Source organism: Burkholderia puraquae (assembly GCF_002099195.1).
Taxonomy (GTDB): Bacteria; Pseudomonadota; Gammaproteobacteria; order Burkholderiales; family Burkholderiaceae; genus Burkholderia; species Burkholderia puraquae.
Map to the genome: position 1 here is coordinate 14,127 of NZ_NBYX01000006.1, position 23,178 is coordinate 37,304.

At 66.7% G+C, this 23,178-nt stretch carries 20 protein-coding genes; 12 read left to right on the forward strand and 8 right to left on the reverse strand.

Annotated features, from left to right (window positions below):
* The first annotated feature begins 4 nt into the window (after positions 1 to 4).
* Both hmgA and fahA read left to right on the forward strand, forming a co-directional pair.
* Positions 5 to 1,339 (forward strand): homogentisate 1,2-dioxygenase, encoded by a 1,335-nt coding sequence (gene hmgA, locus B7G54_RS13745; RefSeq protein ID WP_085039568.1) that lies wholly within the window; start codon positions 5 to 7, stop codon positions 1,337 to 1,339.
* The gene (gene fahA / locus B7G54_RS13750) at positions 1,336 to 2,640 is read left to right on the forward strand and encodes a fumarylacetoacetase (protein WP_085039569.1); all 1,305 of its coding nucleotides are present in this window, start codon (positions 1,336 to 1,338) and stop codon (positions 2,638 to 2,640) included. The genes hmgA and fahA overlap by 4 nt, the downstream gene beginning before the upstream one ends.
* Positions 2,641 to 2,797: 157 nt before the next feature.
* On the opposite strand, the gene B7G54_RS13755 is transcribed toward fahA, so the two are convergent.
* The gene (locus B7G54_RS13755; protein WP_085039570.1) at positions 2,798 to 3,958 is read right to left on the reverse strand and encodes an MFS transporter; all 1,161 of its coding nucleotides are present in this window, start codon (positions 3,956 to 3,958) and stop codon (positions 2,798 to 2,800) included.
* A gap of 100 nt (positions 3,959 to 4,058) precedes the next feature.
* Here B7G54_RS13755 and B7G54_RS13760 point away from each other — a divergent pair, with 100 nt between their 5' ends.
* Both B7G54_RS13760 and B7G54_RS39655 read left to right on the forward strand, forming a co-directional pair.
* Positions 4,059 to 4,949 carry an RNA-guided endonuclease InsQ/TnpB family protein gene (locus tag B7G54_RS13760; protein ID WP_244289333.1) on the forward strand — a complete coding sequence of 297 codons (891 nt, stop codon included), beginning with the start codon at positions 4,059 to 4,061 and terminating at the stop codon, positions 4,947 to 4,949.
* Positions 4,950 to 5,192: a transposase gene (locus B7G54_RS39655; protein WP_244289334.1), complete on the forward strand. Its 243-nt coding sequence runs from the start codon at positions 4,950 to 4,952 to the stop codon at positions 5,190 to 5,192.
* 168 nt (positions 5,193 to 5,360) lie between these two features.
* On the opposite strand, the gene B7G54_RS13765 is transcribed toward B7G54_RS39655, so the two are convergent.
* The 4 genes from B7G54_RS13765 to B7G54_RS13780 all read right to left on the reverse strand — a co-directional run bounded on the left by B7G54_RS13765 (position 5,361) and on the right by B7G54_RS13780 (position 9,724).
* Positions 5,361 to 6,530 (reverse strand): MFS transporter, encoded by a 1,170-nt coding sequence (locus B7G54_RS13765; protein ID WP_085039571.1) that lies wholly within the window; start codon positions 6,528 to 6,530, stop codon positions 5,361 to 5,363.
* 239 nt (positions 6,531 to 6,769) lie between these two features.
* Entirely contained in the window at positions 6,770 to 7,531 is a 762-nt protein-coding gene (gene bluB, locus B7G54_RS13770; RefSeq protein WP_085039572.1) for a 5,6-dimethylbenzimidazole synthase, read from the reverse strand.
* A gap of 180 nt (positions 7,532 to 7,711) precedes the next feature.
* Positions 7,712 to 8,710, reverse strand: a complete 999-nt coding sequence (locus B7G54_RS13775; protein ID WP_085039573.1) for a 2-hydroxyacid dehydrogenase — start codon at positions 8,708 to 8,710, stop codon at positions 7,712 to 7,714.
* Between the two features lie 30 nt (positions 8,711 to 8,740).
* Entirely contained in the window at positions 8,741 to 9,724 is a 984-nt protein-coding gene (locus B7G54_RS13780) for a LysR family transcriptional regulator (RefSeq protein WP_085039574.1), read from the reverse strand.
* Positions 9,725 to 10,480: 756 nt separating this feature from the next.
* Here B7G54_RS13780 and B7G54_RS13785 point away from each other — a divergent pair.
* Entirely contained in the window at positions 10,481 to 11,692 is a 1,212-nt protein-coding gene (locus tag B7G54_RS13785) for a pyridoxal-phosphate-dependent aminotransferase family protein (RefSeq protein WP_085039575.1), read from the forward strand.
* Positions 11,693 to 11,719: 27 nt separating this feature from the next.
* Here the strand turns inward: B7G54_RS13785 and B7G54_RS13790 are convergent, their stop codons facing one another.
* Positions 11,720 to 12,655 (reverse strand): helix-turn-helix domain-containing protein, encoded by a 936-nt coding sequence (locus tag B7G54_RS13790; RefSeq protein ID WP_069247267.1) that lies wholly within the window; start codon positions 12,653 to 12,655, stop codon positions 11,720 to 11,722.
* A 136-nt stretch (positions 12,656 to 12,791) separates the two neighbouring features.
* Here B7G54_RS13790 and B7G54_RS13795 point away from each other — a divergent pair, with 136 nt between their 5' ends.
* The 3 genes from B7G54_RS13795 to B7G54_RS13805 all read left to right on the forward strand — a co-directional run bounded on the left by B7G54_RS13795 (position 12,792) and on the right by B7G54_RS13805 (position 15,331).
* Entirely contained in the window at positions 12,792 to 13,682 is an 891-nt protein-coding gene (locus B7G54_RS13795; protein ID WP_085039576.1) for a DMT family transporter, read from the forward strand.
* Between the two features lie 270 nt (positions 13,683 to 13,952).
* Positions 13,953 to 14,843, forward strand: a complete 891-nt coding sequence (locus B7G54_RS13800) for a PAAR domain-containing protein (protein ID WP_085039577.1) — start codon at positions 13,953 to 13,955, stop codon at positions 14,841 to 14,843.
* Entirely contained in the window at positions 14,840 to 15,331 is a 492-nt protein-coding gene (locus tag B7G54_RS13805; protein WP_085039578.1) for a hypothetical protein, read from the forward strand. Before B7G54_RS13800 ends, B7G54_RS13805 begins: the two co-directional genes overlap by 4 nt.
* A 100-nt stretch (positions 15,332 to 15,431) precedes the next feature.
* On the opposite strand, the gene B7G54_RS13810 is transcribed toward B7G54_RS13805, so the two are convergent.
* Positions 15,432 to 16,646, reverse strand: a complete 1,215-nt coding sequence (locus tag B7G54_RS13810; protein ID WP_085039579.1) for an MFS transporter — start codon at positions 16,644 to 16,646, stop codon at positions 15,432 to 15,434.
* Between the two features lie 337 nt (positions 16,647 to 16,983).
* Here B7G54_RS13810 and xdhA point away from each other — a divergent pair, with 337 nt between their 5' ends.
* The 4 genes from xdhA to B7G54_RS13830 all read left to right on the forward strand — a co-directional run bounded on the left by xdhA (position 16,984) and on the right by B7G54_RS13830 (position 22,150).
* Positions 16,984 to 18,528, forward strand: coding sequence for a xanthine dehydrogenase small subunit (xdhA, locus tag B7G54_RS13815; RefSeq protein WP_085039580.1), 1,545 nt, complete (start codon positions 16,984 to 16,986; stop codon positions 18,526 to 18,528).
* 18 nt (positions 18,529 to 18,546) lie between these two features.
* Positions 18,547 to 20,910 (forward strand): xanthine dehydrogenase molybdopterin binding subunit, encoded by a 2,364-nt coding sequence (gene xdhB / locus B7G54_RS13820; RefSeq protein ID WP_085039581.1) that lies wholly within the window; start codon positions 18,547 to 18,549, stop codon positions 20,908 to 20,910.
* Between the two features lie 132 nt (positions 20,911 to 21,042).
* Positions 21,043 to 21,660, forward strand: a complete 618-nt coding sequence (gene xdhC / locus B7G54_RS13825; protein WP_085039582.1) for a xanthine dehydrogenase accessory protein XdhC — start codon at positions 21,043 to 21,045, stop codon at positions 21,658 to 21,660.
* An 88-nt stretch (positions 21,661 to 21,748) separates the two neighbouring features.
* Positions 21,749 to 22,150 carry a polyketide cyclase gene (locus B7G54_RS13830; protein ID WP_085039583.1) on the forward strand — a complete coding sequence of 134 codons (402 nt, stop codon included), beginning with the start codon at positions 21,749 to 21,751 and terminating at the stop codon, positions 22,148 to 22,150.
* Positions 22,151 to 22,178: 28 nt separating this feature from the next.
* Here B7G54_RS13830 and B7G54_RS13835 read toward each other — a convergent pair whose 3' ends face one another.
* Positions 22,179 to 23,126, reverse strand: coding sequence for a LysR family transcriptional regulator (locus B7G54_RS13835; RefSeq protein ID WP_085039584.1), 948 nt, complete (start codon positions 23,124 to 23,126; stop codon positions 22,179 to 22,181).
* Positions 23,127 to 23,178 lie beyond the last annotated feature (52 nt).

The window sequence follows — 23,178 nt, forward strand, 5'->3', positions numbered from 1 at the left end:
AACGATGACGCTTGACCTGTCGAAACCGGCGAGAGCCGGCTACCTGAGCGGTTTCGCGAACGAATTCGCGACCGAGGCACTGCCCGGCGCACTGCCGCACGGTCGCAACTCGCCGCAGCGCGCGCCGTACGGGCTGTATGCGGAGCAGCTGTCGGGCACGGCGTTTACCGCGCCGCGCGGCCACAACCGCCGCTCGTGGCTGTACCGCATTCGTCCGGCGGCCGTGCACCGGCCGTTCGAGCCGTACGCGGGCCCGCAGCGCCTCGTGTCGGAATTCGGCGATTCGGCCGACGTGCCGCCGACGCCGCCGAACCAGCTGCGCTGGGATCCGCTGCCGATGCCGGCCGATCCGACCGATTTCGTCGACGGGCTGGTGACGATGGCCGGCAACGGCTCGGCCGCCGCGATGAACGGCTGCGCGATCCACCTGTACGCGGCGAACCGTTCGATGCAGGACCGCTTCTTCTACAGCGCGGACGGCGAACTGCTGATCGTGCCGCAGCAGGGGCGGCTGTTCATCGCGACCGAATTCGGGCGGGTCGACGTCGCGCCGTTCGAGATCGCGGTGATCCCGCGCGGCGTGCGCTTTACCGTCACGCTTCCGGATGGCGACGCGCGTGGCTACATCTGCGAAAACTTCGGCGCGCAACTGCGCCTGCCGGATCTCGGCCCGATCGGCTCGAACGGCCTCGCGAACCCGCGCGACTTCCTGACCCCGCAGGCAGAGTATGAAGACCGCGAAGGCGCGTTCGAACTGATCGCGAAGCTGAACGGCCGCCTGTGGCGTGCGGACATCGGTCATTCGCCGCTCGACGTCGTCGCATGGCACGGCAACTACGCGCCGTACAAGTACGACCTGCGCCTGTTCAACACGATCGGCTCGATCAGCTACGACCATCCCGATCCGTCGATCTTCCTGGTGTTGCAGTCGCAGAGCGACACGCCGGGCGTCGACACGATCGACTTCGTGATCTTCCCGCCGCGCTGGCTCGCGGCCGAGGACACGTTCCGCCCGCCCTGGTTCCACCGCAACGTCGCGAGCGAGTTCATGGGGCTCGTGCACGGCGCATACGACGCGAAGGCCGAAGGCTTCGTGCCGGGCGGTGCGAGCCTGCACAACTGCATGTCGGGGCACGGGCCCGACGCGGATACGTTCGAGAAGGCGTCCGCGAGCGACACGACGAAGCCGCACAAGGTCGACGCGACGATGGCGTTCATGTTCGAAACCCGCACGCTGATCCGGCCGACGCGCTACGCGCTCGACACCGCACAGCTGCAGGCGGACTACTTCGAATGCTGGCAAGGCATCAAGAAACATTTCAATCCGGAGCAACGATGAGCGATACCCAAGACTGGCGCGCGACGCTCGACCCGGCCCGCAAGAGCTGGGTCGAGACGGCGAACGATCCCGCCTGCGATTTCCCGATCCAGAACCTGCCGTTCGGGATCTTCAGCGATGCGAAGCAAGCGTCGCGCCGTGCGGGCGTGGCGCTCGGCGACCAGATCGTCGACCTCGCGGCGCTCGCGCGCGCGGGCCTCGTGACGCTGCCGGCCGGCGCCGACGTGTTCGCCGCACCGACGCTCAACGCGTTCATCGCGCTCGGCCGCGACGCATGGCGCAGCGTGCGCGTACAGCTGTCGGACCTGTTCTCGCGTGATCACGCGCGGCTGCGCGACGATGCTCCGCTGCGCGCGCAGGTGCTCGTCGCGCAGCGCGACGCGACGCTGCATCTGCCGGTCGGGATTCCCGGCTACACCGATTTCTATTCGTCGAAGGAACACGCGACCAACGTCGGTTCGATGTTCCGTGATCCGAAGAATGCACTGCTGCCGAACTGGTCGGAGATGCCGATCGGCTACAACGGCCGTGCGTCGTCGGTGGTCGTGAGCGGCACGCCGGTGCGGCGCCCGAACGGCCAGCTGAAGCTGCCGGACCAGGAGCGCCCGGTGTTCGGCGCATGCCGCAAGCTCGACATCGAACTGGAGACGGGCTTTATCGTCGGCAAGGGCAACGCACTCGGCGAGCCGATCGCGTGCGAGGACGCGGAAGCGCATATCTTCGGGATGGTGCTGCTGAACGACTGGAGCGCGCGCGACATCCAGCAGTGGGAATACGTGCCGCTCGGCCCGTTCAACGCAAAGACCTTCGCGACGACGGTCTCGCCGTGGATCGTCACGCTCGACGCGCTCGAACCGTTCCGCACCGCGCAGCCGGAGCAGTCGCCGCAGCCGCTCGCGTATCTGCAGCACGCGGGCAAGCATGCGTTCGACATCGCGCTCGAAGTGACGCTGCGCGCGGAAGGCGCGGCCGAAGCAACGTCGATCAGCCGCACGAACTTCAGGCACATGTACTGGACGATGGCGCAGCAGCTCGCGCATCACACGGTCGCGGGCTGCAACACGCGGGTCGGCGACCTGATGGGTTCGGGCACGATCAGCGGGCCGACGAAGGATTCGTTCGGCAGCCTGCTCGAACTGACGTGGAACGGCAAGGAGCCGGTTGCGTTGAACGGTGGTGGCAGCCGCGCGTTCATCGAGGACGGCGACGAGCTGACGCTCGCCGGATGGTGCCAGGGCGACGGCTATCGCGTCGGCTTCGGCGCGTGTGTCGGCAAGATCCTGCCGGCGTTGAAGGCGTAACGCGCGATGTAGCGTGGCCATGAGCACGACGGCTCGCATGGCGCGGGCCGTCGTCGTTTTCGCCGTATGACCGGCGTATCCGTGGCCGGGCGGCGCATGTTCGCGCCGTCGTCGTTGGGGCGGCGCGCTGCGGGTTGCTCGCGCGCCGGGGCCAGGGTCAGACTGCGCGTTGCAACGCGGTGCGGCGCTCCCACAGCGCGGCCGCGACGAACGCCGCGACGCAGGCGACCAGCACGCCGACCAGCGCGTTGCTGCCCAGTTGCTCCATCAACGCACCGGCGACCAGCGGGCCGCCGAAGCTCGCGGCGCTCCACGACGCCGATACGAGCGAGCTCGCGGTGACGAGCGCCGCACCGCGGAAGCGTTCGCCGCATGCGACGAGCGACAGCGTGTAGATGCTGCCGGCCGCCGCGCCGAGCACGAACAGCAGCGGCCAGCACAGCCACGGATTCGCGATGACGAACGGCAGCAGCGGCAGGCCGGCGAGCACGATCCAGCCTGCGCTGAGATGCACGCGCTCGCGGCCGAGCTTGTCCGCGAGCCAGCCGATCGGGAACTGCATCGCGGTATCGCCGAACAGCATGATCGACGCGAGCAGCACGGCCGTCGCGCTCGCGACGCCGTGATCCATCGCGTAGAGCGGCAGCAGCGACAGCGCGAGCGTATCGAACAGCGCGAAGAACCCGGTGCCGATGATCAGCGCGGGCATGCGCGGCAGCACGTCGAGCCAGCGGCCGTGCGCTTCGTGATGCGCGTCGTCGCCGGCGAGGGGGGCGCGCCGGATCGTCGCGAGCGTCGGCAGCGCGAGCAGGAACAGCGCGCCGCACAGCGCGAAGCGGATGCTCGTCGCACCGGCGATCTGGCTCACGAGCACGGGGCCGGCCATCTGGAACAGCGTGAAATTGGTCGCGTAGATCGCGACGACGCGGCCGCGCGTCGAATCGTCGGCGAGCTGGTTGACCCACGCCTCGCCGATCGTGAACAGCAGCATCAGCGCGGCGCCGCACAGCACGCGCAGCACGCCCCACAGGATCAGGTTCGACGTGAACTGCATCAGCGCGGTGGCTGCCGCGAGCAGCACGACCGACACGACGATCGCGCGGCGCGAGCCGATATGCCGCGCGAGCGCGGTGACGAACGGGACGATCGCGAGGCCGCCGAGCGCCTGCGCGGCCGTCAGCATGCCGACGACGTTGGTGCCGTGTCCGGCTTCGGTCAGCGCGAGCGCGGTGAGCGGCAACGTGGCGCCGGTCCCGAGGCCGACGACCGCGACGCTCAGGATCAGCGCGAGGAAATCGCGATTGAGAATGGCTTTCATCGCATTTGCTCTAAAAACAAGTCCTTTTGGGGGAAAGTGAAAGGAAGGCAGCCGAATGGCTGAGTTGAGGCATGCCCGAGCATGTGACAGGGTGTAAGGCATGGACATCAAACGTGCCTACCGATTCCGGTTCTACCCGACACCCGAGCAAGCCGCGATGCTTGCCCGGACGTTCGGATGTACTCGCTTTACGTATAACTGCATGTTGCGAATGCGAACCGATTCGTGGCATCAGGATCAGGTGCATGTCGGCTATCACGAAACCTCCGCTGCGCTCACGGAGCTGAAGAAAACTCCGGAACATGCGTGGCTGAACGAGGTGAGTTCAGTTCCGCTCCGGCAAGCGCTGCGCCATTTGCAGACGGCATTTGCGAACTTCTTCGCCAAGCGGGCGAAGTATCCGAACGTCCGGCGGAAAGACGACACACAATCGGCCGAGTACACGGCGAGCGCGTTCAAGTGGGACGGCAGCTCGCTGAAGCTCGCGAAGATGAAAGCACCGCTCGCGATCCGCTGGTCGCGCACAATCCCAAAAGGGGTGAGGGTAACAACCGTCACGGTGTCGAAAGACACAGCAGGTCGATACCACATCTCAATGCTTTGCGATGACGCAGTTTCCGGAAAATCGGCGTCGACTGGCAAGGTCGGTGTCGACTTTGGGTTGACAGATTTTGTCGTTCTTTCGACGGGCGAGAAGATCACTGCTCCGAACGTATTTCGCAAAAACGAAGCCAAACTCGCCAAGCTGCAGCGGCGGTTGGCGAGAAAGCAAAAGGGCTCCGCCAATCGCCGAAAGGCAAGGCTCAAAGTCGCACGCATGCACGCCCGGATAGCAGATTGCCGCAGGGATTTTCTGCACAAGCTTTCGACCCGGCTGATCAACGAAAACCAAGTGATCGCCATCGAAAGTCTTGCTATCCGCCACATGCAGAAGAGCCGAAGGCGCGCGAAATCGATTGCCGACGCAGGCTGGTCGGAATTCGTGCGGTAGTTGACGTACAAAGCCGAGTGGTATGGCCGCAAGCTGATTGGCATTGATCGCTGGTATCCCTCCAGTAAACGGTGTTCCGCTTGTGGATATATCGTCAGCAGCATGCCGTTGACGGTGCGCGCGTGGACGTGTCCGAAATGCGAGTCGCGCCACGACCGCGATATCAATGCAGCACGTAACGTTCTGGCCGCCGGACTGGTGGTGTCAGCCCATAGAGAAAGCGTAAAACCCATGTCTCTGTGAGGCGATGTCGGGTGGCATTCGATGAAGTGGGAATGTCCTGCCTTTGGGGAGGATGAACAGTCAACGGCCGGGATGCTACACCGCGGCCCCTGAAAGGTCCATGAAGGCCATCAGGATCGAGTGGGGTTGTGTCCGCAACGATTGCAGCAGGGTTGCAGCAGGGTTGCGTCACACATACTCGGTCGGCACGGCCACCGGGCGGCGTTCGAGCGACGCCGACCACAGCGTGAGCGCGAGCGCCGCGACGGCCATCGCGACGCCGACCCACGGCAGGTTCACGAGCGACACGCCGGAGCCGATCGCCATCCCGCCGAGCCATGCACCGGTCGCGTTGCCGAGGTTGAATGCGCCCTGGTTCAGCGTCGACGCGAGGTTCGGCGCGTCGCTTGCGCGGTCGACGATCAGGATCTGCAGCGGCGGCACGATCGCGAACGCGAGGATGCCCCACACGAAGATCGTCGCAAGCGCGGCGAACGGCAGGTGCATCGTGCCGGCGAACAGCGCGAGGATCACGCCGATCAGCGCGAGCGTCGCGATCAGCGACGGCATCCGGCGCCAGTCGGCGAGCTTGCCGCCAAGCGTGCCGCCGACCGTCAGCCCGAGGCCGAACAGCAGCAGCACGTAGGTGACCTGGCGCGGCGAGAAGCCCGTCACATCCTCGAGGATCGGCGTGATGTACGTGAACACGCTGAACAGGCTTGCCGATGCGAGCACGCTGATGCCGAGCACCATCAGCACCTGCGGGTGCTTCAGCACGCTGAATTCGCGCGTGATGCTGGTGTCGGGCATCGCGAGGTTCTTCGGCAGGCAGACGGCGAGCGCGGCGGCCGCGGCGATGCCGATGCCAGTGACGGCCCAGAACGTCGCGCGCCAGCCGAACGCCTGGCCGAGCGCGGTGCCGAGCGGCACGCCGAGCACGTTCGCGAGGGTGAGGCCGGTGAACATCAGCGCGATCGCCTGCGCGCGGCGGTTCGGCGCGACGAGGTTGCTCGCGACCACCGAGCCGATCCCGAAGAACGCGCCGTGGCAGAACGCGGTGACGACGCGCGCGGCCATCAGCACCGCATAGCCCGGCGCGATCGCGCAGAACAGGTTGCCCGCGATGAACAGCCCGATCAGGCCCATCAGTGCGCGCTTGCGCGGCATCTTCGCGGTCACGATCGCGAGGATCGGCGCGCCGATCGTCACGCCGAGCGCATAGCCCGACACGAGCATGCCGGCGGCCGGGATCGACACGCCGAGGTCGCGTGCGACATTGGGCAGCAGCCCCATGATCACGAACTCGGTGGTACCGATTCCAAATGCGGCGACGGCGAGGGCGAAAAGAGGTAAGGGCATCGCGGTTGGCTCGGGAAAAGCCGCCGCTCAGGCTGGCGCAGGATGCGCGAAACGGGCGGACGGTAAGGCGAACGACAGCCGCGATTCTACTTCAGTGAAAACCCCTATGTTTGGGGCCAAAATGGTTGTTGCCGGCGTGCGACGGGGTAGTGCGCGTGAAGCTCACAGTGTGGGATTCGAACGGGGTTCGCAGCGATGAATGTGCCGGGGCCGGAACGAGGGAGGCGGCGGGGTGCTCGTCAGGCGATGCGCTGGGGCGACCCGTCACCGCTTGTGGGCGATGCGCTTGCCGTATCGGTGCCGGTGTTCGTTGCCGCGTTAGCGTCCGCGGGCGACGAAGGCGAGCCTGCGGCATCGAGCGCGGCCGGCTCGTCCCAGCCATTGTCGAACAGGCACGCTTCGATCGGCATCCGCGCAGCCCAGCGCGCCTGCTCGAGCATCGGCTTCGCATAGAACGCGTCGACATGCCCGATGCACAGCACGGCGATCGGCTTCGCGCCGTCGGGCATCCGCAGCAGCGCGCGCAGCGCATCGACGTCGAACAGCGATACCCAGCCCATCCCGAGCCCTTCGGCGCGGGCCGCGAGCCACATGTTCTGGATCGCGCACGCGGCGGACGCGAGATCCATTTCCGGCAGCGTGCGGCGGCCGAACACGTGGCGCTCGCGGCCGTCGGCGAGCGCCACGACCAGCAGCTCGCCGCACTCGCGCACGCCTTCGACCTTCAGCCGCATGAATTCGTCCTGGCGTTCGCCGAGTGCGTCGGCGGTCGCGCAGCGCTCGGCCTCGACCAGCGCGTGGATCGCGGTGCGCAACTCGGGATCGGTGATGCGGATGAAGCGCCACGGCTGCATGAATCCGACGCTCGGCGCGTGATGCGCCGCGCGCAGCAGGCGCGCGAGCACGGCCGGATCGACAGGCGCCGGCGTGAAGTGGCGCATGTCGCGCCGTTCGAAAATGGCGCGGTAGACGGCGGCGATGTCGGAGTCGTCGAAACGCATGAGCAGGAGGGGGCGGGGTAACGTCGGCGCAACGATAGCAGACGGCGCGCCGGAATCGTTACATCGATCGAAACAAAGCGCGAAATTGTTGAATAAAAAGATCGCGTTTGCAGCGATGGACAAAAGCAAACGATTGCGGCGGCACCTGCAACCGTGAAACGAGCCGATTTCGTCGATTTCTCAGCGATTCGCCGTCACGACGTTCTGCGGCGTGCCTGCATGCCACGCCTCGATGTTCAGCAGTGTGGTGTGCGCGATCTCGGCGAGCGCCTCGCGCGTGAAGAATGCCTGGTGCGACGTGACGATTACGTTCGGGAACGTCAGCAGGCGCGCGAGCACGTCGTCCTGCAGCGGCAGGTCGGAGTGATCCTCGAAGAAGAGCCCGCTTTCCTCTTCGTACACGTCGAGCCCGAGATGGCCGAGCTGGCCGCTCTTGAGCGCATCGACCAGCGCCTGCGCATCGACGAGGCCGCCGCGCCCGGTATTGATCAGCATCGCGCCGTGCTTCATCCGCGCGAGCGTCCGTTCGTTGATCAGGTGGTGCGTCGACGGCAGCAGCGGGCAGTGCAGGCTGACGATGTCGGCGTGGTGCAGCAGCTCGTCGAGCTCGACATAGCGTGCGCCGTACGCGATCAGTTCGTCGTTGTACGGCGGCACGGAGTGCGCGAGCACATGCATCCCGAAGCCCATCATGATCTTCGCGAACACGCTGCCGATGATGCCGGTGCCGATCACGCCGACGGTCTTGCCGTGCAGGTCGAAGCCGAGCAGGCCGTTCAGCGAGAAGTCGCCTTCGCGGGTGCGCGCGACGGCACGCGGCAGGCGGCGGTTGAGCGCGAGGATCAGCGCGACCGCGTGCTCGGCAACCGCGTGCGGCGAATAGGCGGGCACGCGCACGACCGTGATGCCGAGCCGCTCGGCCGCCGCCAGGTCGACATGGTTGAAGCCCGCCGAGCGCAGGGCGACCAGACGCGTGCCGCCGTCCGCCAGCCGCTCGAGCACGGCCGCGTCGACGGTGTCGTTGACGAACGGGCAGACGACGTCATAGCCGTGCGCGAGGATCGCGGTTTCCGCGTCGAGGTGCGACGGCTGGAAGTGCAGCCGATAGCCGAACTGCCGGTTCGCGGCAGCAAACGAATCGTCGTCGTACTGCCGGCTGCTGAACAGGATCACGCGCACGCTGCACCTCCAAAGGCTGACGCGCGCAGTTTACTGCAGGCCCGTGACGATGTCGGAGCGGTCGGGCCCGCGCGACGGCCGCAGGAAGCCGTAGTCGGTCCGTTCGCGGGCCGGCTGCGCACTGAAGTGGTCGAGCGCGTGCTCGACGAAGCTGCGCGTCCGGGCCGGCACGTACTGGCGGTTCGGGTAGACGAGCGACAACTGCGTGTCGGGATCGTCGATCCGGTAGCCGGCCATCAGCCGCACGAGCGTGCCGCTGGCGAGCGCGTTGGCGACGCACGGCTCGGGCAGCACCGCGATCCCGGCGCCGGCCACGGCGGCCGCATGGACCAGCGCGAGCTGGTTGACCGTGCAGGCCGGGCGCACCGTGACGGAATGCGCGACGCCGTCGTGGCCGACCAGTTGCCACGCGGGCGCATGCTGGTGCGGCGCGAGCGTGACCCAGTCGTGGCCAGGCAGGTCGTCGGGCACGCGCGGCTCGCCGCGTCGCTCGAGATAGGCCGGCGCCGCGCACGCGACGAACGGGTTCGGTGCGAGCGCGTGGCCGATCAGCGTCGGGTTGCCGTCGAGCCGGTTGCCCGTGACGATGCCGACGTCGTACCCCGAATCGAGCACGTCGAGCGGCCCCTCGGCGACGGTCAGCTGCACGCGCAACTCGGGGTAGCGGTGCCGGAAGCTGCTGACGAGCGGCGTCAGCGCGAGCGGCGACAGCAGGCCCGACACGACGACGCGCAGCGTGCCGGCCGGTTCGCGCACGGCATGCGCGACGGACGATTCGAGGTGGTCGAATTCCTCGAGCAGCGCACGGCACCCGTCGAGGTAGCGCACGCCGGCCTCGGTGAGCGACAGGTTGCGCGTGGTGCGGTGGATCAGCCGTGTGTTCAGGTGGCCCTCGAGCATCGCGATCGAACGCGTGACGAGTGCATTGGACACGCCGAGATGGTGCGCCGCGCGCCGGAAGCTCTGCTGCTCGGCGACGCAGACGAATACACGCATGGTCTGAATCTGGTTCATGGCTTGCGTATTTCTGGCCCGGTTGATTGATTATGGTTGTGGTTTTTCGCCGCGCAACCCCAAAAGCGCATCGCGCGGCACCCAGTTCTTACTCGTATCGAAAAATCGTTTTTTTCGATTCCGCAGACGATTGTTCAATACAGAAGCGATATCCGTCAACCTGAGAAAAGGGGCGGGTTGCGGAAAATCTAAATCGGGAGTAACGCGTTAAACGGTACGCTGTCTCGCATGCCCGCCGTTCAAAGGCGGCAGGGTATTCGAATAAGTATGCCGAGCATGAATATTTGTCATGTTAATCAATAAGTTGCAAACTGTTCTGGCGGTTTTTTACCGGTATTGAGCGGAAGCGTTCCCCAATACATGCTGAAATAATAGATGTTTTTCGCCGGTGCGATAGTTTTGCATATCGGATTCCGTGCGGAGATTTTCATGGCGGATCCGGTCTATTTCGTTCGATACAGAAGTCGCGCTGAACCGGCGTCGTTGGCGAATCGCGGTGTTATTGGCGGAGAAAATCGTGCGCTTGACGCACCAATGGAACCGTTTCACAACCTGGCTGGCAATCCTTTTTCAATCCGGATGACCGGCCTGCAGCCGGCGCACGGCTGGGTGGCCCGGTGCGGCGACCGGGCCACCGTTGCACTGTCCGGCCGCGCGTGCCTCTTGCGCGAGGCGGCGGAACGCGGAATGATCGATCAGTTCGCCATGCTGCGCGGCGGGCGTCCGTGCACTTCCTTTCCTCACCTTTTACCAGCCATGTCCATCGATTACTCGCCGATTCCCTGTCCCGTCGTCGTGCCGCTCGACGCGATCCTGCCCGAAGAACCGCTGCTGATGATGGGGGCCGGCCCGGTTCCGATCCCGGCCGCCGTCGCGAAGGCGAACACGATCGTGATCAACCACCTCGGCGCGACGATGGCGAAGATCATCGAGCAGGTGAAGGAGATGGCGCGTTATGTATTCCAGACCCGCACGAAGTGGGTGCTCGGCGTCGCAGGCCCCGGTTCGGCCGCGATGGAAATGGCGATCTCGAACCTCGCGTGGCGCGGTACGCGCGTGCTGTCGATCCGCAATGGTTTCTTCAGCGCGCGGATGGCCGAGATGGCCACGCGCGTCGGTGCCGACGTCGCGACGCTCGAAGTGGCCGACCGTGCGGTCGCAAGCCTCGACGAGATCGCGGACGCGATCGCGCGCGAGCGGCCCGAGATCGTCACGATCGTGCAGGGCGAGACGTCGAACACCGTGTGGAACCGCGACCTGCGCGACATCGCGGCGCTCGCGAAGGCAGCCGGCGCGCTGGTCGTGGTCGACGCGGTGTGCACGCTGTCGACGATGCCGCTCGAGATGGACGCGTGGGGCATCGACGCGGTGATCACCGGCGGCCAGAAGGGGCTATCGTCGATCCCGGGCGTGTCGCTGATCGCGTTCTCCGACGCCGCATGGGAGCGCATGAAGCAGCGCTCCGAGCCGAACACGCACTGGTGCCTCGACATGGCGCTCGCGGAAAATTTCTGGCACAACGCGGGCTATCACTACACGGCGCCCGTGTCGGGCGTGCTCGCGCTGCACGAAGCGCTGCGCCTCGTGTGCGCGGAGACGCTCGAAAGCCGCTTCGCGCGCCACCTGCGCTGCTCGCTCGCGCTGCAGGCGGGCGTCGAGTCGATGGGGCTCAAGCTCTATGCGCCGAAGGACTGCCGGCTGAATTCGGTGGTCGGGATCGAGACGCCGGAAGGGCTTACGCCGGGGATGGTCTGCGGCCACATCTCGAAGCAGTACCAGGTCGAGATTTCGGGCTCGTTCGGGTTGCCGATCGTGCGGATCGGGCAGATGGGCGAGCAGTGCCGCGAACACAACCTGTTCCGCACGCTGCATGCGTTCGGCCGCACGATGGTCGACCTGAAGGTGCCGGTCGACCTGCCGGCCGGCGTCGCGGCGCTCGAACAGGAACTGTCGCGGCGCGGCGCGTAAGCGGGAAAGCGAGGGAAGGGGCCGCGCTCAGCGGCCCTGCATCGCGCGCCGGTACGTATTCGGCGTCGTGCCGTGCGCGTCGCGGAAGCGATGGCTGAAGTGGCCGGCGTTCGCATAGCCGCAGTCGGCCGCGATCTGCGCGAGCGGCAGCGCCGTCGTGCGCAGCAGCTCGCGCGCCCGCGCCAGCCGTTGCTCGGCCACCCACGCGTGCGGCGCCCGGCCGAACGACAGCCGGAACATCCGCGAGAAGTGGTATTCGGACAGCGCGGCGACGTCGGCGAGTTCGCCGAGCGTCAGCGGTTGGGTCAGGTACGTGTCGATGTAGTCGCGCACGCGGCGGCGTACGGCCGGCGCGAGCCCGCCGCGGAACGACGTGTCGGTGCGGGTCGTGCTCTGCCCGCGCAGCAGCAGGCTCAGCACTTCGTGCGCGGTCTCGTTCACGCGCAGCCGTTCGTCGGCATCGTCCCAGCCGTCCAGCGCGAGCGAGCGCAGCAGCGCGGCGACGCGCGCATCCTCGAAGTAAGTGCGGTCGGCGAGCTTCAGCTCGCGCGGCTCGCGGTCGAGTTCGCGGATCGCGCGCTGCGTGAAGTGCTCGGGCAGGAAATACAGGTGGATGAAGTGCATCTCGCCGCGCACCCACCAGCGCGATTCATGGTCGCCCGGCAGCGCGCACAGCAGGCTCGGCGCGCCGTAGCGTGGCACGCGCTGGCGCTCGGTCCGGTAACCGCCGTCGAGGTAGCACGACAGCGTGTGGTGGCCCGGCTGCTCGTAGACCGTCTCGCTTTCGTCGGTGATCCGCGTCCATTCGGCGATCGCGAGATGGTCGCCGAGCCACGCGAAGCGCTCGAGCGTCGCGTTCGCGTCGGCGAGCGTGCGGCAGACCGACTGCAGGCCGAACGGCAGATCGCCGCCGGCCAGGGCGGCGGGGTGGTCGACGGGGGGCGCGGAAAGGGAGAGGCTCATGATGGGCCGAGTATAAGCGGGGGCGCGGCGCCGCGTGCGGCGGCCCGAAAAAGACCGCAATTCCGGACAATCGGCGCGCGCCGCCCGGCGGCATAGTCGGGATCCCGTTTCACCCGTTTTCTGGATCGTTGCCGCCATGAACCTGTCGCTTTATTTCGTCACCGTGCTGATCTGGGGCACCACCTGGATCGCGATCAAGTGGCAGCTCGGCGCCGTGCCGCCGCCCGTATCGATCGCATGGCGCTTCTGGCTCGCAGCCGCCGTGCTGTTCGCGCTGCTGCGCGTGATGCGCCGGCCGGTGCGCCCGCCGCGTGAAGCGTGGCGCTTTCTCCTGGCACAGGGCTTCGCGCTGTTCTGCCTGAACTTCCTGTGCTTCTATTACGCGGAGCAGGTCGTGCCGAGCGGCCTCGTCGCGGTGATCTTCTCGACCGCGCCGCTGTTGAACTCGATCAACGGCCGGCTGTTCATGGGCCGTCCGCTGCGGCCGTCGGCGATCGCCGGTGCGCTGCTCGGGCTGGCCGGCATCGCGTGCCTGTTCTGGCAGCAGATGGCCGGCCATCTCGACGATCACGCGACCTGGACCGGGCTCGCGATCGCATTCGCGGGCACGATGTGCTTCTCGGCCGGCAACCTGCTGTCGAGCCGGATGCAGTCGATGGGGCTGCACCCGCTCGTGACCAACGGCTGGGCGATGCTGATCGGTGCAACGATCCTGACCGTCGGCAGCGCGGTGGCCGGATTGCCGTTCACGCTCGACACGAGCCCGCGCTATCTCGGCGCACTCGTCTACCTGGCCGTGCCCGGCTCGGTGATCGGCTTTACCGCCTATCTGACCCTCGTCGGCCGGATCGGGCCGGAGCGTGCCGCGTACTGCACGGTGCTGTTCCCGATCGTCGCGCTGGCTGTGTCGACGGTGTTCGAGGGCTACCAGTGGTCGCCGCTCGCGGTGGTCGGGTTGCTGCTGGTGGTGGCCGGCAACCTGGTCGCGTTCGACCTGACGCGGCGGTTGTTTCTCCGGACGGCGTGACCCGGGGGGGCTGAGTGCCGAGCATCCGCGAGCAGCTGCCCGGCGTTCCATCCGGAAGGAGACGCCCGGGTGGGGAAAGTGTTCCATCACGTATTCAAGCTACCGCACCGATCCACCGGCGTAATTTTGAACTCAGTTGATTCCGTCAGTAAAACAGAACAATTCACATTTGTTATAGCCAACAGATCATATTCGTCCGATTGATCCACGTTTCTTATCTGGAATAGCGTCTCCAGGCAGCCATTTCATTTACTGAGACAGGGAAGCCGGATGAAAAACGAACGTCAAGCACCGACCCATCTTTTCGCCACCGTTGGCGCACTCACGGAACGCGGCGGACGCGTCATCACAGCAACCAGCGGCCGGACCTTGGCTGGATTGGAAGTCGCCTGTGTTGGCGATGTAGTGACCTATGACGACGGCAGCGAGGCCGCGATCATCGACGGCGCGGGAAACAACCATAGCGGGGGCAAGCCGTTCGCGTTGGTCGGCAGCCGGCTGAGCAACGGTGACCGCATTCCCGAAACGCTGCGCAGTTCGTGGGGCATTCACGTACGCGATGGGCAGAGCATTGCGGGCCTGTTCGATCCGATCTATGTGCCGCCATCTGCGCCGCCTACCTACAGACTGGCCCGCGATGCGGCGATTTCGTTGATACAACAACGTATCGCGGGCGTGACGACGTGGAACGTAGCGGAGCAGGCGCGTGCCCGTCTCTACTTCGGCCGTGCCGACGACGACATCCGGACAACCCTGGAAATCGGGCTTCCGAAGCTGCTCAACGCGATGCAAGAGCTTGTTCCTGAGAAAATTGTTCGATGGGATGACACCATGAACAAGCGGCTCACCTGTGGCGTTGTACCCGACAGCGGCAGCAATACGGCTGCAGTATGCAAGCCAGACTCCGAAAAACGAATCATTGCCATCTATTCGAAGTTCTGTAAGATTTCAAACGGCGACTTGTGGACGGCAGCGAAGGTCAAAACACTCATCCATGAATGCACGCACTATATCGACACTTTCAATTCCGACGATATTGCGTATTCCGATGCGGAATCCGGATTGAGAATTTTTGCAATGAGCAATCCCGATAGCGCGATCCGAAATGTGGATAGTATTACGGGATACGTTGCTACCTTCGATAGGAAGGTCATGGAATGAAGGCCCACATCAAAGATATCATCCGGAGCGCATCGGCCATGCTCGCGTTATTCGCATACGTTGGCATCACTCCCTCACACGCATGTACGATAGGGGAATCGGTCCGAATCCCGTTGCCGCTCAACAGCATCGACGTTTCTAATGCCGACAGGCTAAGAATTGCCGACGCAGTAATCGAGGCAAAAAAATGGCCGGGCGTTGAAATTCAGGCCGTCGTAATATCCGGCGCTTATACGAAAGAGCGGAGCGGCGAACTGATTAAAGATAAGCGTGCCATGGGGGCGGTCGCATATCTAAAGCAACTAGGAATCAAGAATGAAAACATCATTGTCGAAAAGAAGACATTCACTAATGACATGGTGCGGAAGCGCGACGGAACGCTAGACTTGTATCAGATTGATATCGAACTGGCTCCCCTTTGCCGAGGCGGATGTCAAAGGCTTTGTGACGACCCTCGGGTAACGCCTCGAAGCAGGGCGATTCAGTGAGGTCTTTGACCGCCCGCAAAAGCGGGCGTCATTGTCTTGCGGGCGATGGTTCGCGAACGCATTCCGAACAGCGTTCGCCGATCATTGTCTTCTTTTGTCTTTAGGCCGCCGCGCCGCTCCCCGCCACTCGCGCCTGCCGCTGGTACAGCATCATCGACAGCGCGACGCCCGCGGCAGCCGCCACCGCCGCGAACAGGAACACCTGCGGATAACCGAACGCGCCCGCGACGTAGCCGGCGAGCGGGCCCGTGATGCCGAGCGACAGGTCGAGGAACACCGAGTACGCGGACAGCGCCGCGCCGCGGCTCGCGGGCGGCACGAGCGCGACGGCCTCGACGCCGAGCGCCGGGAAGATCAGCGCGAAGCCGAAGCCCGTCAGCGCGGCGCCGACGAGCGCGACGTGCGGCACGGGCGCGAGCCACAGCAGCACGAGGCCCGAGCATTCGAACGCGAACGACACGATCGCGACGCGGAAGCCGCCGTAGGTCTTGATCGTGTTCGCGAACAGCAGGCGCGCACCGATGAACAGCGTGCCGAACACAGTCAGCGACAGCGCGGCGTTCGGCCAGTGGCGCGCCGCGTAGTACAGCGTGACGAAGGTCGCGATCGAGCCGAAGCCGGCCGAGCCGAGCGCGAGGCCGAGGCCGTGCGGCAGCACGCGCGTGAACACGCTCGCGTACGACATCCGTTCGCCGTGCACGAGCGGCACGGAAGCGATCAGACGCGCGAGGTAGAAGCCGGTCGCGGCCAGCGCGATCACGATCACGCCGATCAGCGCGGGATTCAGCGTGTGCGCGATCGCGACGCCGACCGGCGCGCCGAGCGCGAGCGCGCCGTAGGTCGCGATGCCGTTCCACGAAATCACCTTCGCGTTGTGCGTGACGCCGACCCGCCCGATGCCCCACAGGATCGCGCCGGTGCCGCACAGGCTCTCGCCGACGCCGAGCACGAGCCGGCTCGCGACCAGCAGCACGAGGCTCGCGACCGGCCAGTGCGCGAGCAGCAGCGCGACGAGCAGCAGCACACCCGACACGCCGCAACCGACCAGCCCGCGCAGCACCGTCTGCTTCGGGCCGAGCGTATCGGCCAGGCGCCCGGCGAGCGGCCGCGACGCGAGCGTCGCGAAATACTGGACGCTGATCGCGCCGCCCGCGACGATCGCGGAAAAGCCGAGGTCGTCATGGACGAAGCCCGGCAGCACCGCGAGCGGCAGGCCGATGGTCAGGTAGCAGATGAACGTGAAGCAGACGACGGACACGATTTGCAGCGTGACCGCGAACCCGCTGCGCGGCGGTATGGCGGAATCGGTTGACATGGGGTCGGAACGAATGAACGAAACGGACGGAAGACGGCGAAAAAGGGAATCGGGATTTTCCCATGGAACCGGTTTTCACGCAGGTACCATTTAGTTAATCGCGACCTGTTTTCAAGGATGACGGACGGTAGCCGGGGCGTTGCGAAGGGGCCGGGAGCGCCATGTGGAAAGGCCATCGGGCGGCCCCGGCGCTCATATCGCGGCAGTTATATGCGCCCCATGCGTGATGGGCTATGGGTTGCGGAATTTGATGGTGATAGCGTGCAAACTGTCAGAAAAACGTCGGTCGAGCGCACTGCGCAGGCCGCCTTGCCCCCATTTGAAGAATCATCGAGACATGAGTGAGCCGATCCGCTTCTACCATCGTCACGCGATCCGCGAAGTCAGCGGCGCGGACGTTACCCGCACCGTGCTGCAATACCTGCGCGAGGACGCGCATTGCACCGGCACCAAGGAAGGCTGCGCGGAAGGCGACTGCGGCGCGTGCACGGTCGTCGTCGGCGAATTGACCGACGCCGGCGCGGTCGAGTTCAAGGCCGTCAACGCATGCATCCAGTTCCTGCCGACACTGGACGGCAAGGCGCTGCTGACGGTCGAGGATCTGCGCCAGCCGGACGGCACGCTGCATCCGGTGCAGCAGGCGATGGTCGACTGCCACGGTTCGCAATGCGGGTTCTGCACGCCCGGCTTCGTGATGTCGATGTGGGCGCTGTACGAGAAGCACGGCCACGAAGGCTGCGGCAGCGCGTGCGCGAAGGCGAAGGATGTGCCGACGCGTACGGAGATCGCCGATGCGCTGACGGGCAACCTGTGCCGCTGCACCGGCTATCGCCCGATCGTCGATGCGGCGGTGCAGATGTTCGACGCACCGGCGCCGTCGGCGCCGGTCGACACGGCCGCGCTGGCCCGTACGCTCGCGTCGCTCAAGCGCGACGAGACGTTCGACTACACGACGATCAGCGGCGCGCGCTTCGCGGCGCCGCGCACGCTCGACGCACTGGCCGCGCTGAAGGCCGAGCGGCCCGACGCGCGCATCCTCGCGGGCAGTACCGACATCGGCTTGTGGGTCACGAAGCAGATGCGCCGGCTCGACGACCTGATCTACGTCGGCCAGATCGCCGAGCTGCAGAACATCGCGCACGGCGACGACTGGATCGAGATCGGCGCGGGCGTGACGGTCGAGAAGGGGTATGCGGCACTCGCCGGCACCTATCCGGAGCTGACCGAGATGTGGAAGCGCTTCGCATCGCTGCCGATCCGCAACGCGGGCACGATCGGCGGCAACGTCGCGAACGGCTCGCCGATCGGCGATTCGATGCCGGGCCTGATCGCGCTCGGCGCGCGCGTGGTGCTGCGCGGCGGCGACACGGTGCGCGAGCTGCCGCTCGAGGCGCTCTACACGGGCTACCAGCAGAAGGACATGGCGCCGCACGAATTCGTCGTCGGCCTGAAGGTGCCGACCCGCACCGGTGCGCGCGAGAAGCTGCAGTTCCGCACGTACAAGCTGTCGAAGCGGTTCGACTCCGACATCTCGGCCGTGTGCGCGGCGTTCGCGTTCATCGCGGACGGCGACACGATCCGCGAGCCGCGCATCGCGTTCGGCGGGATGGCCGCGACACCGAAGCGCGCGACCCACACGGAAGCCGTGCTCGACGGCGCGCAGTGGCACGAAGCCACCGCGCAGGCCGCGATGCAGGCGCTCGAGCGCGACTACCAGCCGCTGTCGGACATGCGCGCGACGAGCACGTACCGCCTCGATACCGCGAAGAACCTGATGCTTCGATTCTGGCTGGAGACGCGCCCGCACGACCCGCTGCCGCCGCAAGCCCTGAATGTGCGTGAAGTGGCCGCCGAAGCCGGCGCCGGCGCGGCGCGCGTCTGAAGACGGAGAACACCGGACATGAACCAGCAAGCAGAACCGTTCCTGAGCACCCTCGACCCGCAGGCCGACGCCGCGCAAGTCCACGTGTCGCGCGCGCACGAATCCGCGCACCTGCACGTCAGCGGGCGTGCCACCTACACCGACGACATCCCGATCGTCGCGGGCACGCTGCACGCGGCGCTCGGTTTGTCGGCGAAGCCGCACGCGAAGATCGTGTCGATGAACTTCGACGCGGTGCGCGCGACACCGGGCGTGGTCGCCGTGTTCACGGCCGACGACATCCCGGGCGTCAACGATTGCGGCCCGATCATCCACGACGACCCGGTGCTCGCGAAGGGCATCGTGCAGTTCGTCGGTCAGCCGATGTTCATCGTCGTCGCGACGTCGCACGAAACCGCGCGGCTCGCCGCGCGCCGCGCCCAGGTCGACTACGAGGAGCTGCCGGCGATCCTCACCGCGCAGGAAGCGCGCGCGGCCGAAACCTACGTGATCCCGCCGCTGAAGCTCGCGCGCGGCGACGCGGCCGCGCGGCTCGCCGTCGCGCCGCACCGCGAGTCGGGCGAAATGCTGCTCGGCGGCCAGGAGCAGTTCTACCTCGAAGGGCAGATCGCGTACGCGGTGCCGAAGGACGACGACGGGATGCACGTGTACTGCTCGACGCAGCACCCGAGCGAGATGCAGCACCTCGTCGCGCACGTGCTTGGCGTCGCGTCGCACAACGTGCTCGTCGAATGCCGCCGGATGGGCGGCGGCTTCGGCGGCAAGGAATCGCAGTCGGGCCTGTTCGCGTGCTGCGCGGCGCTCGCCGCGTGGAAGCTGCTGTGCCCGGTGAAGCTGCGTCCGGACCGCGACGACGACATGATGATCACCGGCAAGCGGCACGACTTCCATTACCGCTTCGACGTCGGCTACGACGACGACGGCCGCATCGACGGCGTGGCGCTCGAGATGACCTCGCGCTGCGGCTTCTCGGCCGACCTGTCGGGCCCGGTGATGACGCGCGCGGTGTGCCACTTCGACAACGCGTACTGGCTGGGCGACGTCGCCATCGCCGGCTACTGCGGCAAGACCAACACGCAGTCGAACACCGCGTTCCGCGGCTTCGGCGGCCCGCAGGGCGCGTTCGCGATCGAGACCATCCTCGACGACATCGCTCGCTCGCTCGGCCGCGATCCGCTCGACGTGCGCTACGCGAACCTGTACGGCAAGACCGAACGCAACGTGACGCCTTACGGGCAGACGGTCGAGGACAACGTGCTGCACGAACTGCTCGGCGAACTCGAGGCGACGAGCGACTACCGCGCGCGGCGCGCGGGCGTGCGCGAGTTCAACGCCCGCAACACGGTGCTGAAGAAGGGCATCGCGCTCACGCCGGTGAAGTTCGGCATCGCGTTCAACGTCACGCACTTCAACCAGGCCGGCGCGCTGGTGCACATCTATACCGACGGCTCGGTGCTCGTGAACCACGGCGGCACGGAGATGGGGCAGGGGCTCAACACGAAGGTCGCGCAGGTCGTCGCACACGAACTGGGCATCCGCTTCGGCCGGGTCCGCGTGACGGCGACCGACACCAGCAAGGTCGCGAACACGTCCGCGACGGCCGCGTCGACGGGCTCGGACCTGAACGGCAAGGCCGCTCAGGATGCGGCGCGCCAGCTGCGCGAGCGGCTCGCGGTGTTCGCGGCCAAGCAGTTCGGCGACGGCAAGGTCGATGCGGCCGACGTGAAGTTCGGCAACGACTTCGTGTGGGTCGGCGGCGCGAGCGTGCCGTTCGGCGAGGTGATCGCGAAGGCCTATCTGGCGCGCGTGCAGCTGTGGTCCGACGGCTTCTATGCGACGCCGAAGCTGTACTGGGATCAGTCGAAGCTGCAGGGCCGGCCGTTCTACTACTACTCGTACGGCGCGGCCGTGTCGGAAGTCGTGATCGATACGCTGACGGGCGAGATGCGCACGCTGCGCGTCGATGCGCTGCACGACGTGGGCGCGTCGCTGAACCCGGCGCTCGACATCGGCCAGGTCGAAGGCGCGTTCATCCAGGGGATGGGCTGGCTGACGACCGAGGAGCTGTGGTGGAACAAGGGCGGCAAGCTGATGACGCATGCGCCGTCCACGTACAAGATCCCGACCGTGAACGACACGCCGCCGGAATTCAACGTGCAGCTGTTCAAGAACCGCAACGTCGAGGACAGCATCCACCGTTCGAAGGCCGTCGGCGAGCCGCCGCTGCTGCTGCCGTTCTCGGTGTTCTTCGCGGTGCGCGATGCGGTGGCCGCGGTCGGCGACTACAAGGTGAACCCGCCGCTCGACGCGCCGGCGACCGGCGAGTCGATCCTGCGCGCGGTCAGCGCGGTGCGTGCGGCGCGCGCCGGTCAGGCAGTCTGAGATGAAACGACCCCCACGCGCTCTTCGTTTGCTGTCGACCGGAGTTGGCGCTTCAGCGCTTGCTCCGGTCCCATGCACGACGCCCCCCGCGGGGGCGGTCAGCCTCCTAGGGGCGGCCCGGCGGAGACTGACATGAACGGCCCTGCACGCTCGCTTCGCACCGCGTCGACCCCGGCGTTCGCGCCGGGCACCGGCCAGCGCAACCGCGCGACCGGCACGCCGGCGCCGATGCACATCGTGCTGTTCGGCGCCGGGCACGTCGGTCACGCGCTCGTCACGCTGCTCGGCGCGCTGCCGTGCGTCGTGCAGTGGGTCGACACGCGCGACGAGCTGTTCCCGGACGAATGTCCGCTGAACGTGCAGCCGGAGCCGACCGACACGCCGGAGGCCGTCGTCGACGCGGCGCCGCCCGGCGCGTATTTCCTCGTGATGACGCACAACCACGCGCTCGACTTCTCGCTCGCCGCGCAGATCATGCGGCGGCGCGACTACGCGTACTTCGGGATGATCGGCTCGCGCACCAAGCGTGTGAAATTCGAGCGCCGGCTCGCCGCGCGCGGCGTCGATCCGGCGCGGCTCGTGGAGATGGTGTGCCCGATCGGCGTCGCGGGCATCGTCGACAAGGCGCCGGGCGCGATCGCGGTGGCCGTATGCGCGGAGCTGCTGCAGGCGCGCTCGGGCATGCCGGTGGCCGACGCGAAGGCCGCCGCAGCGGGGCGTGCGCGCGACGACGTGTCCTGCGCGCGGTAGCGCCGCGCGGCCAGCGCAGGGCCGCACGTTTTTGCATACACTGCACGACGACGCGCGGCATCGGGCCGCGCCTTACCGTGCACGTGCCATGTCCGATCACCAGGTTTATCTCGACACGCTCGATGCGAGCCTCGTCGCCATCGAGCGCTGGCTGTCCGGCGTCGATACCGCGCCCGCGGCACTCGACGCGCTGCTCGCCGCGTTTTCCGCCGATTTCACGATGATCCTGACCGACGGCCGCGTAGTCGATCACGACGGTACGCGCGCGCTGTTCGAGAAGCTCGCCGGCGCAAAGCCGGGGCTGCGCATCACGCTGTCGGGCACCCGCGTGCTCGCGGCCGATGCGTCGCATGCGACGCTGACCTATCTCGAAGCGCAGCACGCGGCCTCGGGCGAGCTGCCTGCGCGTCGCGCGACTGCCGTGTTCGAACGCGACGCGGCGGGCGTCGTGCGCTGGATCCATCTGCAGGAAACCTTCTGCACGGCCTGAGCGGCCGTGCCGCGTTTTGTGCAGTGACTCAGCGCTTGCGGCCCCGGGCGGCCGTCAGCTCGTCGGACACGCTCTGCATCAGCGCACACAGCCACGCGATGTCGGTCGGCCGGTCGGGCTGCGGATGGGTGAGCAGGTAGCTCTTGATGCGCGGGAACGGCACGGGCGGCGCGACGACGACGAGCGGCAGCAACTGCGCATAGTGCGTCGCGAAGCGGCGTGTCGTCGTGAAGATCAGGTCCGACTGCAGCAGCACCTGCGGCACGATCCCGAAGTACGGTAGCGTCGTCACGATGCGCCGCGTGAGGCGCGCGCGGGCAAGGCCGATCTCGATCGCATTGCGCTTGTCGCCGGTGTACGGCGTCGGCGCGACGTGCGCGGCCGACGCGTACGCTTCGCGCGTGAGCGGCGCGCGCGCGAGCGGGTGCGCATCGCGCATCAGGCACACGATCGTGTCGGAGAACAGGTCCTGGCGCGCGAACTGCGGGTCGGGCTTCGGCCAGTTGCCGATCACGAGATCGAGCGCGCCCGATTCGAGCGCGCCCGCGTGGTCGAGCGCGGGATTCAGCGAATCGATTTCCAGATGGGCATGCGGCGCCGCGTCGCGAAAGCGCTCGATCAGCGTCGGCATGAAGAAATCGTTCAGGTAGTCGGGCGCGGCGACGCGGAACGTGCGCCGTGCGGACGACGGGTCGAAGTCGCCGTGCGGCGTCGCGATGAAGTCGACCTCGCGCAGCGCGCGCGACGCGGCTTCGAGCAGCGACGCGCCGTATTCGGTCGGCACCATCCCGGATTTGCCGCGCACGAGGATCGGGTCGTTCAGCGTCTCGCGCAGCTTGCGCAGCGCGGTGCTGATCGCGGGCTGGGTCTGGTTCAGCCGCAGCGCGGCCTGCGTGACGCTGCGCTCGAGCAGCAGCGTGCGCAACACGCGCACGAGCCAGATATCGAGCGAGGCGGTACGGTCGTCGTCTTCCATCGGTTGGGGGGATTCGGGCGAAGCGTAACCTTACCGCAGCCGCGCGTTGGCG

Bases quoted from the DNA above. Each gene is read 5' to 3' on its own strand.
- B7G54_RS13795 (WP_085039576.1), top strand. From the start codon at position 12,792: ATGAACCTGTCGCTTTATTTCGTCACCGTGCTGATCTGGGGCACCACC.
- B7G54_RS13800 (WP_085039577.1), top strand. From the start codon at position 13,953: ATGAAAAACGAACGTCAAGCACCGACCCATCTTTTCGCCACCGTTGGC.
- B7G54_RS13830 (WP_085039583.1), top strand. From the start codon at position 21,749: ATGTCCGATCACCAGGTTTATCTCGACACGCTCGATGCGAGCCTCGTC.
- xdhA (WP_085039580.1), top strand. From the start codon at position 16,984: ATGAGTGAGCCGATCCGCTTCTACCATCGTCACGCGATCCGCGAAGTC.
- B7G54_RS13780 (WP_085039574.1), bottom strand. From the start codon at position 9,724: ATGAACCAGATTCAGACCATGCGTGTATTCGTCTGCGTCGCCGAGCAG.
- B7G54_RS13835 (WP_085039584.1), bottom strand. From the start codon at position 23,126: ATGGAAGACGACGACCGTACCGCCTCGCTCGATATCTGGCTCGTGCGC.
- fahA (WP_085039569.1), top strand. From the start codon at position 1,336: ATGAGCGATACCCAAGACTGGCGCGCGACGCTCGACCCGGCCCGCAAG.
- B7G54_RS13785 (WP_085039575.1), top strand. From the start codon at position 10,481: ATGTCCATCGATTACTCGCCGATTCCCTGTCCCGTCGTCGTGCCGCTC.
- B7G54_RS13790 (WP_069247267.1), bottom strand. From the start codon at position 12,655: ATGAGCCTCTCCCTTTCCGCGCCCCCCGTCGACCACCCCGCCGCCCTG.
- B7G54_RS13810 (WP_085039579.1), bottom strand. From the start codon at position 16,646: ATGTCAACCGATTCCGCCATACCGCCGCGCAGCGGGTTCGCGGTCACG.
- xdhC (WP_085039582.1), top strand. From the start codon at position 21,043: ATGAACGGCCCTGCACGCTCGCTTCGCACCGCGTCGACCCCGGCGTTC.
- B7G54_RS13755 (WP_085039570.1), bottom strand. From the start codon at position 3,958: ATGAAAGCCATTCTCAATCGCGATTTCCTCGCGCTGATCCTGAGCGTC.
- B7G54_RS13760 (WP_244289333.1), top strand. From the start codon at position 4,059: ATGGACATCAAACGTGCCTACCGATTCCGGTTCTACCCGACACCCGAG.
- B7G54_RS13765 (WP_085039571.1), bottom strand. From the start codon at position 6,530: ATGCCCTTACCTCTTTTCGCCCTCGCCGTCGCCGCATTTGGAATCGGT.
- xdhB (WP_085039581.1), top strand. From the start codon at position 18,547: ATGAACCAGCAAGCAGAACCGTTCCTGAGCACCCTCGACCCGCAGGCC.
- B7G54_RS13805 (WP_085039578.1), top strand. From the start codon at position 14,840: ATGAAGGCCCACATCAAAGATATCATCCGGAGCGCATCGGCCATGCTC.
- hmgA (WP_085039568.1), top strand. From the start codon at position 5: ATGACGCTTGACCTGTCGAAACCGGCGAGAGCCGGCTACCTGAGCGGT.
- bluB (WP_085039572.1), bottom strand. From the start codon at position 7,531: ATGCGTTTCGACGACTCCGACATCGCCGCCGTCTACCGCGCCATTTTC.